General features: G+C 45.9%; 13 protein-coding genes, 2 pseudogenes and 2 riboswitches. Of the genes and pseudogenes, 8 read left to right on the forward strand and 7 right to left on the reverse strand.

Features of this window, described 5'->3' with window-relative positions:
• Window positions 1-120: 120 nt before the first annotated feature.
• Window positions 121-615 (forward strand): pentapeptide repeat-containing protein, encoded by a 495-nt coding sequence (locus AC5JL3_RS02805; protein WP_496073041.1) that lies wholly within the window; start codon window positions 121-123, stop codon window positions 613-615.
• A 53-nt stretch (window positions 616-668) separates the two neighbouring features.
• Here the strand turns inward: AC5JL3_RS02805 and AC5JL3_RS02810 are convergent, their stop codons facing one another.
• Window positions 669-1,520, reverse strand: a complete 852-nt coding sequence (locus tag AC5JL3_RS02810) for an FkbM family methyltransferase (RefSeq protein WP_496073042.1) — start codon at window positions 1,518-1,520, stop codon at window positions 669-671.
• Between the two features lie 224 nt (window positions 1,521-1,744).
• Here AC5JL3_RS02810 and AC5JL3_RS02815 point away from each other — a divergent pair, with 224 nt between their 5' ends.
• Entirely contained in the window at window positions 1,745-3,001 is a 1,257-nt protein-coding gene (locus AC5JL3_RS02815) for a 5-(carboxyamino)imidazole ribonucleotide synthase (RefSeq protein ID WP_496073043.1), read from the forward strand.
• Between the two features lie 130 nt (window positions 3,002-3,131).
• On the opposite strand, the gene AC5JL3_RS02820 is transcribed toward AC5JL3_RS02815, so the two are convergent.
• Together AC5JL3_RS02820 and AC5JL3_RS02825 are read right to left on the reverse strand one after the other, a co-directional pair.
• Entirely contained in the window at window positions 3,132-3,440 is a 309-nt protein-coding gene (locus AC5JL3_RS02820; RefSeq protein ID WP_496073044.1) for a hypothetical protein, read from the reverse strand.
• Window positions 3,441-3,792: 352 nt separating this feature from the next.
• Window positions 3,793-4,164 carry a hypothetical protein gene (locus tag AC5JL3_RS02825; protein WP_496073045.1) on the reverse strand — a complete coding sequence of 124 codons (372 nt, stop codon included), beginning with the start codon at window positions 4,162-4,164 and terminating at the stop codon, window positions 3,793-3,795.
• 58 nt (window positions 4,165-4,222) lie between these two features.
• Here AC5JL3_RS02825 and AC5JL3_RS02830 point away from each other — a divergent pair, with 58 nt between their 5' ends.
• From AC5JL3_RS02830 to AC5JL3_RS02845, 4 genes are all read left to right on the forward strand, one after another.
• The gene (locus AC5JL3_RS02830) at window positions 4,223-4,819 is read left to right on the forward strand and encodes a TetR/AcrR family transcriptional regulator (RefSeq protein ID WP_496073046.1); all 597 of its coding nucleotides are present in this window, start codon (window positions 4,223-4,225) and stop codon (window positions 4,817-4,819) included.
• A gap of 104 nt (window positions 4,820-4,923) precedes the next feature.
• Window positions 4,924-5,044: riboswitch (cyclic di-AMP (ydaO/yuaA leader) on the forward strand.
• A gap of 126 nt (window positions 5,045-5,170) precedes the next feature.
• Window positions 5,171-5,389, forward strand: coding sequence for a hypothetical protein (locus tag AC5JL3_RS02835; protein WP_496073047.1), 219 nt, complete (start codon window positions 5,171-5,173; stop codon window positions 5,387-5,389).
• Window positions 5,390-5,676: 287 nt separating this feature from the next.
• Window positions 5,677-5,834: riboswitch (cyclic di-AMP (ydaO/yuaA leader) on the forward strand.
• Between the two features lie 159 nt (window positions 5,835-5,993).
• Entirely contained in the window at window positions 5,994-6,308 is a 315-nt protein-coding gene (locus AC5JL3_RS02840) for a hypothetical protein (RefSeq protein WP_496073048.1), read from the forward strand.
• 50 nt (window positions 6,309-6,358) lie between these two features.
• The gene (locus AC5JL3_RS02845; protein ID WP_496073049.1) at window positions 6,359-6,673 is read left to right on the forward strand and encodes a hypothetical protein; all 315 of its coding nucleotides are present in this window, start codon (window positions 6,359-6,361) and stop codon (window positions 6,671-6,673) included.
• A 224-nt stretch (window positions 6,674-6,897) separates the two neighbouring features.
• On the opposite strand, the gene AC5JL3_RS02850 is transcribed toward AC5JL3_RS02845, so the two are convergent.
• Both AC5JL3_RS02850 and AC5JL3_RS02855 read right to left on the reverse strand, forming a co-directional pair.
• Window positions 6,898-7,152, reverse strand: a complete 255-nt coding sequence (locus AC5JL3_RS02850) for a hypothetical protein (protein ID WP_496073050.1) — start codon at window positions 7,150-7,152, stop codon at window positions 6,898-6,900.
• A gap of 66 nt (window positions 7,153-7,218) precedes the next feature.
• Window positions 7,219-8,529 (reverse strand): annotated as a pseudogene (locus tag AC5JL3_RS02855) (IS701 family transposase).
• A gap of 105 nt (window positions 8,530-8,634) precedes the next feature.
• Here AC5JL3_RS02855 and AC5JL3_RS02860 point away from each other — a divergent pair.
• Both AC5JL3_RS02860 and AC5JL3_RS02865 read left to right on the forward strand, forming a co-directional pair.
• Entirely contained in the window at window positions 8,635-9,084 is a 450-nt protein-coding gene (locus AC5JL3_RS02860; RefSeq protein ID WP_496073051.1) for a pyridoxamine 5'-phosphate oxidase family protein, read from the forward strand.
• 109 nt (window positions 9,085-9,193) lie between these two features.
• A pseudogene (locus AC5JL3_RS02865) lies at window positions 9,194-9,651 on the forward strand (IS701 family transposase); the annotation flags it as partial.
• A gap of 256 nt (window positions 9,652-9,907) precedes the next feature.
• Here the strand turns inward: AC5JL3_RS02865 and psaB are convergent.
• Entirely contained in the window at window positions 9,908-12,139 is a 2,232-nt protein-coding gene (gene psaB / locus AC5JL3_RS02870) for a photosystem I core protein PsaB (protein WP_496073052.1), read from the reverse strand.
• 172 nt (window positions 12,140-12,311) lie between these two features.
• Entirely contained in the window at window positions 12,312-14,585 is a 2,274-nt protein-coding gene (psaA, locus tag AC5JL3_RS02875) for a photosystem I core protein PsaA (RefSeq protein WP_496073053.1), read from the reverse strand.
• Between the last annotated feature and the right edge of the window lie 139 nt (window positions 14,586-14,724).

Below are 14,724 nucleotides of genomic sequence, written 5' to 3' on the forward strand. Positions count from 1 at the left end.
TTATTTGGGGCAGTATTTCCTTAAGTTGACACCAATGACAGCCGTGCGCCCCTAATAGGCAATTGGATATGGTAGCAAATCTCTGATTAAGATTGAAATACCACTTATGAAGTTTTATTAATGATGATTGTTCGGCGACTAGCTGCATTCCTCTTGACGCTCCTTGCTCTATGCTGTGCCTTCCCAGCAGAAGCGGCTGACTATCCTCCTCCGCTGTCCTACAGTAATGCAGAACTAAAAGCCCATGACTTTTCGGGGCAAACCTTACGAACTGCTGAGTTTTCTAATGCAAATTTGGAGTTAACTAACTTTGCTGATGCCGATTTGCGGGGAACGATTTTTAGCGCCTCGGTGATGACTCAGGCAAATCTGCACGGCGCGGATTTAACTTACGGAATGTTAGATCAGGTAAATTTGACTGGCGCAGATTTAAGCGATGCCATATTGAGTGAAGCCATCTTGCTGCGCTCTATCTTTAACGGTACTGACATCCGTGGTGCCGACTTTAGTGACGCGATTCTCGATGGTGCCCAAGTCAAAGAACTCTGTGCTAAGGCATCTGGCGTAAATTCTAAGACAGGCGTAACGACTCGTGATTCTTTGGGATGTCGATGAGATAATCTAACGTCTATTAGTTCAGTAACAGCAATTCGGTTAAAGACTACCCTCTATTTTCTTAGTCTAGCGGCTTGGCTTGAATGAATTGCAACTGAATTAGGGGGATAAGGCCCCTCGAACGGAATTTCTGAGTACGAGGCTGTAGGGTAAATAATCCTATACCCTAAGCTAGAAAGGAATTCATAGGTGTCTTTAATGCTGTGGGAACTGGTTGCAAAAAATATTTCTAGGGTTTCAAAATACAGAATCGGATGGTATTTCTCTAGAACAGCTTTACCCCCCATCAGCACATCATATTCCATCCCTTCAACATCAATCTTAATCACATCTATCTTGTCTAATTTCTCAAGAGCAACCCATTCATCTAGAGAAAATACTTCTACAGCAATTCCCTTTTGTCCATGCAGAGAACCGTTGCCTCTATAATTTGGATCTTCGTTATAAAAGCCTTTGTAGTTGTGTCGTCCAAGCCCATAGGGCAAAACCGTTACAATCTCTTTGAGTTTAGGATTTAACTCTACATTGCCTTGAAGCCTAGAACGAACTGTTGGTGCTGGTTCAAAAGCATAAATTTTTCCTTGATCGATTAAACTAGCGGCGACTAAGGTAAGGGCACCACAATTCGCTCCAATATCAAGAACTACATCATCTGGGTGGATGACTTTTTTTAAAAAGTTAGTTGTTGTAACGTCGTAGACTCCTGCCAACCAAACGGAGGATTCCATCGGATAGGTTGTATCCACCTCAAAATTTAAATTGCCGCAATAATTAGGAATCAAAAATCTTTGATCTTTAGGGAGGAACTTAGCAAATTTTCCTCCTCCCTTACCTGTTAACTTGCAAAATATCCTGACAATTATTTGTAATAATCGACTATAAGCCCTTATAAAAATACCGTTCATAGAGTCTTTATTCTGTGTGTCAAAATTGCTGAATAAAACAGCCTACAGCGAAAGAGATGCAATTTTCATTTAAGGTTTAATAATATATAGAGCAATTCTCGTTGAGAGTGAGGTACATCTAAGTCTCTTACCAATTCCCTGCGGGTGCGCTTCCTCATCCGGAGGGAGCCTCCGGATGCCAGCGTCACCCAATTCCCAATTCCCCATTCCCGAAGACACAGACTATGGTTTCAAAATCCACGCCGATTAACGCCTCCCCATCTTACCAAGAGTCTATTCAAACCACCCGCCTCGCTGAGAGTTCACCTAGCAATATCAAGCGTGTGGGTGTGATTGGTGGAGGGCAGCTTGCCTGGATGATGGCGGGTGCAGCTAAGGCTTTGGGAATTGAACTAATCATACAGACCCCCCATCCTACTGATCCAGCGGTGGCAATTGCTTCGGACACAATTTTTGCGCCAATTGATGATGCCACCGCGACGGGTGAAGTTGCATCTCGTTGTGATGTCATCACGTTTGAAAACGAATTCATTAATTTGCCAGCTTTGATGCCGTTGGCACAGCAGGGTGTTTGCTTTCGCCCACGCCTAGAAGCCTTAGCACCGCTTTTGGATAAATATGATCAACGCTGTTATCTAGAAGATATTGGCTTACCTCAGCCAGAGTTTATGACACTTGCGGGAGACGTTGGCAATGAGGAATTAGTGTCTCCTGCATCTTCTCTTGCACCGATGAACCTAAGCGAGTTAGAGTTTCCGCTCGTCCTCAAGGCGCGACGCCACGGCTATGATGGGCAAGGCACATTTGTTGTTAAAACTAGTACTGACTTACAGGACATTTGGCAAAAGCTAGGATATGCGCCAGTATTGCTGGAAAAGTTCATTCCTTTTGAACGAGAGTTAGCAGTGATTGCTGCACGTTCTGTTACTGGGGATGTGTTGGTTTACCCAATGGTAGAAACTCAGCAGGAAGAACAAGTTTGTCGTCGTGTTATTGTTCCGGCACAGATTAGCTTAAGTGTTGTAGAAGAGATTAATGCGATCGCACAAACTCTTCTTAACAGTCTTGATGTTGTCGGTGTCTTTGGGATTGAACTCTTTCTCACTACGAGTGGCAAGGTATTAGTCAATGAAGTATCACCCCGCACTCATAATTCCGGGCACTTTACCCTTGATGCTTGTGAAACATCTCAGTTTGAACAGCAACTGCGGGCAGTTACGGGTTTACCCTTAGGAAGTCCTACACTCAATTGTGCTGGTGCCGTAATGGTAAATCTTTTGGGCTATGAACACTCCCAGAGTGGCTACCTCGACAAACGGCAAGAGTTAGCGAGTGTCCCTGGGGCTTTTGTACATTGGTACGGTAAAACGGAATCCCGTCCTGGACGCAAGTTAGGTCATGTCACCGTTCGGTTGGACTCTCAACAGCCAACTGAGGCACAAGCCGTTGCTAAAAAAATTGAATCCCTCTGGTACAGCTAATAAGCTGTTATGCAGTCACCTATTGAACTAATCGGTTTTAGGTTAAAGGGTTTTCCCTTTACCTTTCACCCTTCCCCTTTAACCTTTTTCCCATGAATGCATAATGTAACTTAAAATGCATAGCCGCTAATTACTCTAATCCCTGCACTGTCACTAACAAACCCGTCTGAGTTGCTTGCTTAAGGTATTCCTCAGCCATGCGGTGCGGTATGTTTAGCCGCACAATTTCTCGCTCACCTGTTGCAAACCGTCTTCTCACTTGGAGCAGATTCATCTCTTCTTCAACGATACTTTGGAGAAATTTTAGCTGCTCAACTGACAGAGATATCGTTGGTTCAAGATAGATATGGCATGATAAAGACTCTGGTTCACCTAGTAAAAGAACTGGTTCTGCAATAACAGGATCGAAAATATAGGCAGCAACACAAAGACCATTCATGTAAGCTTTTTTTAGCTCTTCATTAGAGTTTAGAAAATACACGCTACGCTCACAACTTTTACAAAAACGGCGGCTAGCATCTGCCGTTAATTCGAGTTGATCGCACTTGTTTGGACATTTGAAACTGAAATTGCAGTTTAGAATAGCTTCAATCTTGTTCATAATTATAGGGCGAGAGTTCAGTCTCTAACGTAACCTCTACAACCCATGTCCAAGCAAAAATAACCTATTTTATGAAAGGCAAAAGGTCAAATTCTTGACGAATCTCTAAGAGTGAACGATCAAGCAATGGTTCAAAATCGAGAAACGGGACAAAGCACTCCCGCTTACGCGACTTTGACCACATCGAAATCTATTCTGGCAATAGTTGCGGCAATACAAAGAAAATTGAGGTATACAACCAAATTACCCCATGCTCTTTTATCAAGTCGTCGTACATCACACGAATCGCAGGGCTGATAGTTGGATCTTTGATTGTGCGTAGGTGATCACGAAACTTGTAGTTGCTAGTCCACCAAGTTAGTGGGAGAATCTTGAGTTCGTCATACATACTTGTATCACAACCGTATACAACGTGTGAAACATCATGCGCCAGCAAAATTTTTGCAAACTCCGGAGGCAGTTTTCTAGGATCAGTGACGTTCGGATTTAGAGCATAGTATTCCTCTAGCCCATCCCGAAGAGTCTGAATGCTATTTTTGTCCGTGTAGTGAGGGCGGGACATTACCTTATCGGCTACTCTATTTCAATACGAAACAGTTTCGTAAACTATAGTAGCACTCATGAGTGATATCACAAAAAAATTGCCGGGAAGACCCCGCAGTACTCAATCTCATCAAGCAATGTTGCAAGCAACCCTAGAATTGCTGGCAGAAGTTGGTTTTGAGGCGATGAGTATTGATGCGATCGCTACTCGTGCTGGAGTGGGCAAGACAACCATCTATCGACGCTACAACAGCAAAGAAGAACTAGTTGCTGATGCAATAGAGAGTGTCAGGCAAGATGTTGTAATTCCGGATACTGGTAATCTCTGGAGCGATATTGATGCGTTAATCGAGAATGCTGCCCAGATCACGCTTAGTTCTCTAGGGCGACAGACGGTTGCGATGATTATCAGCAGTGCATCAAGCAACTCTCAGTTTGCTCAAATTTACTGGACAAAGTATCTACAACCTCGGCGACAAGCCTTTGCTATTGTGCTGGAACGGGCAAAAGCGAGAAATGAAATTCAGGCAGATTTAGATCCTGGGCTAGTCTTCGATGCAATGAGTGGGATTATGCTCTATGCACTAATCTTTCAACCTACGACTGAATCGTGGGAAGCCTACGTTCGTCGTGCTTTAGGTCTGTTCCTGAGAGGGGCTTCTAATCGCTCCTAAAAATTTTACGCCTTGACCTCTTGACAAAAAGATGCAGGAACCTTTAACGTTTGATTTAATTGAACTAGGTAGCCTAATCTTGTCTGGTACTCATACCCATCGTTGTAGAGTAAGAGCCAGCTTAGAGCGGAGGAACCAAATCTTGGGGCTAATCTCGTAACTTGAGAGAGACACCTTCCAGTCTTAGCCCGTCAGCTAACTCCGTCGGCATTGGGAGGAGTACCTATGACACAAGCTTGATGTAAGCCGTAGTCTCAAGGGTCTCCTAAGTGTAGAGCTGTAAATGAAAATATCAGCTATATGCTCCTGCCTGTCTCATCAAACCCCTACAGATTAACAAAGGCTAAGACGATGACTTACAAAGAATGGAGTCTGCTCATCAAAAAAGAGCTGAACCGTATCGCAGTTGACTATGTTGACCCGTCAGGGCAAGTTTATAGTGAACCGTTCTGCTTCTATACTCTTGATGAGGCATTAACCTACGGAAAAATGTGCATTGACCACTCCATCCGCTCAAAGGTATCCGGCAACAAAGGAATTGTGGCTGTTCAAAACTCAGCTATTGGTTAGGTAATTGTAAGGTGTGCTGCGCTTCTTAAGGAAGGTCGTGTGTTTTCTGGAGGAAACGCAGCAGCTAGCAGAGTGAGTCAGTGAATAATCAGGACAGCGATCGAGGCACTTCATCAAAATTGAGGTCAGTAGGATAAAGTTAGGGTTCTTGTTGCCTAACTGCAATTTGGACAAGATTGTACTCTTGAGAAATTTACATCTCACGAAGGATTTTGCTCCCCTCAGGTGAAGTGCTAAGATAGCAAAAATAAATTCAGTAAGTCAGCCTAATCCAGTTTGCGCTTACAACATTCACTAAACTGTAATGCGATCGCTGGAGCGGAGGAACCAAATTTTGGGGCTTATTTCTGACCTTGTGTCTTCTTAAAGTAGGAGACAAAGAAGAAAGGGACATCTCTCAGTCCTAGCCCGTCAGCTAACTTCGTAGGCATTGAGAGGAGACTGAAGAGTCAGCATTTTCTACTAATATGCGTGAACTCTTTCAGTGTCCTTGGCTGGTATCTGTTCGCATCGTTGTACCTGCCTCGCTCCTGAAAAAGGGTTGTCGTACTCTAAACTTCTGGTGTCTGAGGCAGGAAAAGTTGCTATTAGGTGAAAAACTCCCATGTTCCTGACTCAAAAGCATCTTGTAATCCAAGAAATTGACAAAGTTTTGGCAGATTATCCAGAACACCCTTATCAAGCTGCCTTCTCGATTGAGGAACTGCGCCAAAAGTTAGTTACTCATGTTCTTAAGCATATCCCTGCTGAATGCATGGTCACAGAGATTGAGCAGAAACAACTGAAGAAACCCAATTCTCTATTCCTCACCAAGGAACAACGGCTACGCATTGATGTTTTGATTCGCGGGAGTATTCTGCATCTCCTCCGAGAAAACGCCGACTGGATTGGTCACCGCATTCATCAAGCGAATAACTAATCCAAGAAAAATTTCGGCTAAAACTACACTGAAAACTAAGAGATTCAGACATGATTGAAAAGAAATACCTTTACAACAAAGGGGTCAGCTACAGAAGCTTCTTTGTTTGCCCAATCGTACACCCAAACGGTTACACCTACAGATGTCTTCGTCCTCAAGATAACCCAGAAATTCAACTGGGAGGGGGGCTATTTGCTAGTATTGCGGAAGCTCTAGAAGCTGGGAAGCGATACTTGGATCGGGAGTGGCAGTATCAGCATGAACTGAGCCATTACAAGAGGTTATTGGAGACTCAAACAATTTCCAACGAAGAGTATCACTTGAATAAGTGTTCCCTTGATCAAGCGATTTGGGGACTGTCCTAACGGGACTTAAACAAATTTCAAGCCCAAACGAAGCCCAAAGCAGCGATGTTCGCAAAGCACCCAAGTAACCCTACGCGTACGCCACCCCAAGGAAAGAAACAGCCCAAACTGCGGCTCTTCCAATTGCGCGATGTTGTGGCATGAAACCTTCGTGAGACATTGTGCTACTTGCTTCATCCTTGTGTTAATCGCTCAGAAGCCTAACGGTCAGTTACAACCAGATTTTAGCCTGCACAAACCCTTCCTCGGCGAGAGAGATTCGCTCTTCCAAACACCGCTATCAAGATGATCGCCACAACGCAATTCAGGAGAGCGTATGCGACAGGGGACACCCCAGTTATAAATAGTCCCCACACGTTCAGCAAACCATGAAAAAGCGCCACTAGCAAAATACTGCCTTTAGTGCTGTTATAAATCCAGGTATATATAAAAGCATCTGCCACGATGCTGATAAACCAGACAAAAGGAAACTCAGTCATCAAACTCCTGCTGTGCCAGTTCTAGTTTTAACCAGTCACGATCAATTAACGGGACTTAAACAGATATCAAGCCCAAATAAAGCCCAAAGCCGCTTTGTAAGCTAAGAATACGTCCTGGTTGTGGTTGAGCCACTCCACAAAACGGAAGGACATCGCTGTCCGAAACGCTTCTAATGCGTCAGTAAAGGTGTTTAAAGGTTTCGATGCCCAACGCCTTCTTAATCCTCCAGTTTTTGTATGCCATAAAACAAATGTATAAGCACAAAATACAAGCATGAAATGGCGTATTAGGCTGCGAGAATCTCTAACTTGATATTCAGATAGCCCTAACCATCCTTTTGCTTCCCGGTAAAAAACTTCCACCCAATTCCTTTGACCATAAGTAGTTACTATCCATTCGGCTGTGGCAATGGATGAGTCAACATTTGTAATAAAATAGTCAATATCACTAGAAGAGTCGAAGGTTGAGGCATTCATGACGATAGCAATTGTTCTCGTTCCTTCTAGCTGTGGCAGTTCAACTTCAACCGTTGCCACCCAAACGGTTTTCGGTTTATCTAAATTGAGTTGAATAGGGGTAAAACCCTTAATAGGCAAGGACTGCGCTAACTTATCTAGGCGAATCTCTTGGAGTTTATTTGCCTCGGTTTGAGTTATCACTTTGCGGTTTTTGGCTAATCCGCCTAGATACTTAAGTTTCCTTTTTTCCAGTTCCAATAGAAACGTTGTGTTATTTCCATAGCCGCCATCAATTAGTACGATACCGGGTCGATATCCTCTTATCAAGCTGCGATCAATTAAACTTAAGGCTAGCTCCGGCTTTTTCTTGAATTCAATGTCTTTTTTTCCCTGAGGTAAAGAACTGGCATGTTGATATAACTCTATATCTAACGGTAGGCTTTTTTTCCCATCATATAGATGGGTTGTTACCACTACTATTCCGTTATCGGTTTTCCCAATTTCTCCAATGTACTGCCGTCCCACTCCCGCTGTAAAATTGCCACTTTTTCTATGCCCTGAGTCATCGACGATTAACGTGAATCCTCGACTTATCCGGGTTTGGCTGCACTGATTCATCACTTTCAGGCGGCGCTCATTTATCTCTTGGGCTTCCCAGGGCGCTTCCGTCAAAAAGCGGATGCGCCGCCTCGGAGGTTTCCTCCGAATTTAGGCGCACCAAGGGTGTAATCGGTGGTAAGTCACTCCTACCGCGTTCGATGCCATTTGAGACAGGTTTTTTCGCTCACTTTCCCCTAATAATTCCCCGACATAGTTCCTAAACTCCCGTTTTTGCGCTTGATGGCTAAAGATATCATCAAAGCGTTTACACCATCTATCGAAGCAAGGGGGCATGGCAGCGGGAGTTGTCTCTTTCATGACTCAGACTTTAACGTGAGATGTTTGCCATACCAAGATTATACCTTTATTTGTTCTTGTTTTTCGTTTAAGTCCCGTTAACCGATCGACTAGTGGAGAACAGTAATGTTAGATATCGATGAAATGGGACAAAAAGAAATACACGAACTGCTACATAAAGTAGGATATGGACACCTCGGCTGCATAGGCGAAGGACATCCATATATTGTGCCTATGCACTATTACCTCAAAGACTCAGAAATATATATCTTCACAACTGAAGGAATGAAGACTAAGTACATGGATGCAAATCCAAAAGTTTGCTTACAAATCGAAGAAGTTCACGATCTGCTGCACTGGCGCAGCGTTGTTGTGAATGGTCACGCTGAACGCCTCACTGAGCAGCAAGACATTGATCGCGTGATGCAATTTGTCAAAACGCAGAATCCAACACTTTCGCCTGCGATCAATCGAACCTGGAGCGATGCTGGGGGACGAGCGGAAGTAGCCGTAATATATCGCCTTCATCCCATCGAAATGAGCGGACGCACGACTGATGGAGTTAGCAGTCAGTAAAAATCGAAAAATTTGCACAAACTTATTCTGGAAGGCTAATTTTAATTCTGCGATCGCCTCTCTAAAATTTCGCCCTAGCTTCATTATCTATAAATCTGCCAACCAGGGTATCGCAAATCTTCAGGGGAACATCTTGAAGAGTTTAGGAAATCGTTATGGGTTGAGAACCTGGATTGAATAGGCTTTTCGTCAAGACAAGCAGGAATTGGTTGGACGGATTATCGCTTTACTAATTTCCAGGAGATTGAAAAGTGGTGGGAAATCATTTTTAGCGTTTATTTGATGATTAGTTTAAATTCCCCAGCTTTTTTGTCCTTAAGCCAATCTTGTCAAAGTGATACTGAGATTCAACCGACTCCTGTTGATTTCTCTAGCCATCAACAATGGAATCATCAAGGGGGCTGGAAAAATGTTTTGAATAATTTGCGGTTAATTATCCAACCGACTCTTGCCTTGTGGCTCATTTCTCCTTGGTTAGACGTTTTCCCTAATCCTTATTTATTGCTCGGTTTTCACGATTTAATTCATGTGATGAATCAGTTCCAACTTTATTTTCCTGATGGATAATCTGGCTTTCTTGTTATTTCCTGTTTCGGAGAGTGACAGAAGAGGGTTATATGCTCTTAGCCAATTCAAAGACCGCTTCGCACCAAGCTTATCCTGCATATCTTCCAGAGAAGTGTAATCACGCTCGTTAGTGTGCCCAAGAATGAAGCCTGAAGAACAGGATGAACTGAAAAAATCAAAATAGATAACAAAAAATCCCCTACCTTCGGGTGGGGGATTTTATTTAGTTACCTATAAGGCGCTTGTTCAGCCGAGGCTAGCCAAATTTACCAGCCGTCGAGGCAATCAGGAATGCCGCGTAGGTGAGGACATAGCCAACTGTGAAGTGAACTAGACCCGTCAACCAACCTTGAACGATGGATAGAGCAACTGGCTTATCTTTCCAGCTAACCAGGTTCGCAAGCGGTGTACGCTCGTGGGCCCAGACTAGAGTTTCGATCAACTCTTGCCAGTAGCCTCTCCAGGAAATCAGGAACATGAAGCCTGTTGCCCACACAAGGTGTCCGAACAGGAACATCCAGTCCCAAACCGCCAGGTTAGTCGTACCGTAGGGGTTGTATCCGTTAATCGTTTGAGCTGAGTACAGCCAGAGATAATCCCGGAACCAGCCCATCAGGTAAGTAGAAGACTCATTAAACTGAGCAACGTTACCTTGCCAGACACCCAGATGCTTCCAATGGAAGTAGAAGGTGACCCAGCCCAGTGTGTTCAGCATCCAGAACGTAGCTAGGAAGAAGCTTTGCTCCCAAGCGGACGTTTGGCAGGTACCGCCACGACCAGGACCGTCGCAGGGGAAGGTGAAGCCGAAGTCCTTTTTGTCAGGGAACAGTTTGGAACCACGGGCATCCAACGCACCCTTAACACAAATCAAGGTGGTGGTGTGCAGTCCTAGTGCGATCGCATGGTGAACCAGGAAATCGCCAGGGCCAATCGTCAAGAACACAGAGTTAGTGGTGTCGTTAATTACATCTAACCAACCTGGCAGCCAGACGTTAGCATAGTTTGGCCATGCTGTTGTCGCGATACTGTCGGGGTTTGATAACAACACGTCCATTCCATACAGCGCCTTACCATGAGACGCTTGGATGAACTGAGCAAACACTGGCTCAATCAGAATTTGCTTCTCAGGCGTACCAAAGGCGTGCATTACGTCGTTGTGGACGTACAAACCTAGGGTATGGAAGCCCAAGAATAGAGACACCCAGGACAAGTGAGAGATAATCGCCTCTTTGTGCCGTAGCACCCGATCCAAGACGTTCCCTTTGTTTTGCTCTGGGTCATAATCGCGTACCCAGAAAATTGCACCGTGGGCAAATGCCCCAACCATCAGGAAACCAGCAATGTACTGGTGGTGCGTGTATAGCGCAGCTACTGTGGTGTAGTCCCTCCCGATGAAGACATAAGGAGGCAGTGCATACTGGTGTTGCGCTACCAATGAGGTGACAACTCCTAACGCCGCTAGGTGAATTCCCAACTGGAAGTGCAGGGAGTTGTTGTAGGTGTCATACAGTCCTTGGTGAGGCAGGTTGAACTGACCTTCGCTCCTTGGACTCAATAGACCCGCTTTGGAGTTCAGCATCTCTTTGATGCTGTGACCAATTCCAAAGTTCGTCCGGTACATGTGACCGGCGATGATGAAGATGACTGCGATCGCCAAGTGGTGATGAGCCATATCCGTCAGCCACAGCGACTCTGTCTGGGGATGGAAGCCACCCAAGAAAGTCAAAATCGCTGAACCAGCACCTTCGGATGTTCCAAATACATGCTGAGCTGTATCCGGGTCTTGGGCATATACACCCCAGTTCCCTGTGAAGAATGGTCTCAATCCCTCTGGGTGTGGCAGGGTCGTCAGGAAGTTATCCCAACCCACATGCTGACCGCGAGATTCGGGGATAGCGACGTGGATTAAGTGACCTGCCCAAGCCAAAGAGCTAACACCAAACAGACCAGCCAGGTGGTGGTTTAGACGGTGTTCTGCACTCTTGAACCAAGACAAGCTTGGACGGAACTTCGGCTGTAAGTGCAGCCAGCCTGCAAACAAGAAGACTGCGGACAACAACAAGAGGAACACTGCACCTTGGTACAGGTCATTATTTGTTGTCATGCCGATGGTGTACCACCAGTGGTAGACACCCGAATAAGCAATGTTAACTGGGTTAGTCGCACCCGCTTGGGTGAAAGCATCCACTGCTGGTGCGCCAAATTGAGGGTCCCAAATCGCGTGGGCGATGGGACGGACATTTAACGGATCTTTAATCCACTGTTCAAAGTTACCTTGCCACGCGACGTGGAACAGGAGACTAGATGTCCACAGGAAAATGATTGCCACATGACCGAAGTGAGAAGCAAAAATCTTTTGATAAAGATTTTCCTCTGTCATGCCATCATGGCTCTCGAAATCGTGAGCCGTGGCTATCCCGTACCAAATCCGACGTGTTGTCGGATCTTGAGCGAGATCCTGGCTAAATTTGGGAAATTTTGTTGCCATCTCTCTTAGGAAATCCTCCTCGCTGACAAATGAGACTTATGCAATTGGCGCTGCTCATTTTCTGTCTGGGTAGACCCCCTGGAACCGAAGTTCCAGGCTTTTTAGGTCTAAATCGGTGAGACACATTAACAAATTGTGCCTCATTTCAGATTTGGCGTTCGTTCTTCGCCAGTTATCCGATTGCGATGATTCGCGATAGGAAGAACGCCCATATAGTGACGATACTCCCCAGGAGGTAGTGAGTTACCCCCACAGCCCGACCCTGAATGATGCTCAGAGCGCGAGGCTGAATTGATGGTGCGACCTTCAGTTTATTATGTGCCCACACAATTGACTCAATCAATTCTTGCCAGTAGCCGCGACCACTGAACAGGAACATCAGGCTGAAAGCAAACAGGAAGTGACCGCCTAGGAACAGCAAACCGTAAGCTGAGAGCGGTGTTCCGTAAGATGTAATCACCTGAGAAGATTGAGCCCACTGGAAGTCACGCAACCAACCGTTAATCGTAAGGGCGCTCGTTGCAAAGTTACCACCAGTAATGTGAGTCACTACGCCGTCTGGCGACACCGTTCCCCAGACATCCGATTGCATCTTCCAGCTAAAGTGGTAGACCGCAATTGCGATGGTGTTGAACATCCAGAACAGACCAAGGAACACATGGTCCCAACCGGACACCTGGCAAGTACCACCACGACCCGGTCCATCACAAGGGAAGCGGAAGCCCAGATTCGCTTTGTCTGGAACCAGACGAGAGCTACGGGCAAATAGCACACCCTTGAGCAGAATCAGCACAGTAACGTGAATTTGGAAGGCATGAATATGGTGGATCATGAAGTCCGCCGTACCCAGTGCGATCGGCATCATCGCCACTTTACCAGCAACAGCAACAATACCGCCGCCGAAAGCATAGCTAACAGGCTCTAGCGCATTGGGAGCGGTTGCACCCGGAGCTAGAGTATGAATGTTTTGTACCCATTGAGCGAACACGGGCTGCAACTGAATTGCACTATCCGAGAACATATCCTGAGGACGACCAAAAGCCCGCATCGTGTCGTTGTGAACGTACAGACCAAAGCTATGGAAACCTAAGAACATGCACACCCAGTTCAGGTGAGAGATAATCGCATCCCGGTGACGGAGTACCCGATCCAGCAGATTGTTTTGGTTCAGTGCTGGATCATAGTCACGCACCATGTAGATCGCGCCATGCGCCCCAGCACCAACGATTAGGAATCCCCCAATCCACATGTGATGGGTAAAGATCGAAAGCTGCGTGGGATAGTCAGTCGCCAAGTACGGATACGGAGGCATCGCGTACATGTGATGAGCGACGATGATGCTGAGCGAACCAACCATTGCCAGGTTGATTGCCAACTGAGCGTGCCAAGACGTGGTTAGAACTTCATAGAGACCTTTGTGTCCTTCTCCAGTGAAAGGACCTTTATGGTTCTCTAGAATTTCCTTGATGCTGTGACCAAGTCCCCAGTTAGTCCGGTACTGGTGACCAGCCACGAGGAACAGAACAGCGATCGCCAAATGATGGTGCGCCGTATCGGTCAACCACAAGCCGCCAGTAATTGGATTTAAGCCACCCTTGAACGTTAGGAAGTCAGCATACTGACCCCAGTTCAACGTGTAGAAGGGCTTCAAGCCTTGGGCAAAACTAGGAAACAGTTCTGCCATCAAGCCTCGGTTCAAGATGAACTCGTGGGGCAAAGGAATGTCACCTGGTGCTACCCCAGAATCCAATAACTTGTTAATCGGCAGAGCAACGTGGATCTGGTGACCCGCCCAACTCAAGGAGCCAAGTCCAAGTAAACCAGCTAAATGGTGGTTGAGCATTGATTCCACGTTCTGGAACCATTCCAATTTTGGAGCCCGTTTGTGATAGTGGAACCAGCCCGCAAACAGCATCAGAGCCGCCATCACAAGACCACCAATCGCCGTGCAGTAAAGCTGGAACTCATTCGTGATTCCAGAAGCACGCCAAAGCTGGAAGAAACCAGAGGTGATTTGAATGCCGTGGAAGCCTCCACCGACATCACCATTCAAGATACCTTGACCAACAATTGGCCAGACAACTTGAGCACTTGGCTTGATATTCATCGGATCAGAAAGCCAAGCCTCGTAGTTAGAAAAGCGAGCGCCATGAAAATACATGCCGCTCAGCCAGACAAAGATGACAGCTAAGTGTCCGAAGTGCGCGCTAAAGATTTTGCGCGATACGTCTTCTAGATCACTGGTATGACTATCGAAATCGTTGCCGAGAGCGTGAAGGTTCCAAATCCATGTTGTGGTTTTTGGACCTTTTACCAAGGTGCGGTCGAAGTGTCCTGGTTTTGCCCACTTCTCGAAAGAAGTGGGAACCGGGTCTTTATCGACGACAACCCTTACTTTCGCTTCGCCTCCAGGAGGGCCACCAGTAGGAGGTCTGGTAATTGTCATGAGGAATCTCCTCTCTAGACAAGGAACGAGAAATACCCCGAAGGGATGTGCTTTTTATCAATGAGGAAAGCTCGACCCGTTGGACGGCTTTCCTTTGAAACGAGATACCCGATTTGAAAAGGTCAAAGGGAATACCTTC

The sequence above is a fragment of the Symplocastrum torsivum genome, from assembly GCF_059505465.1.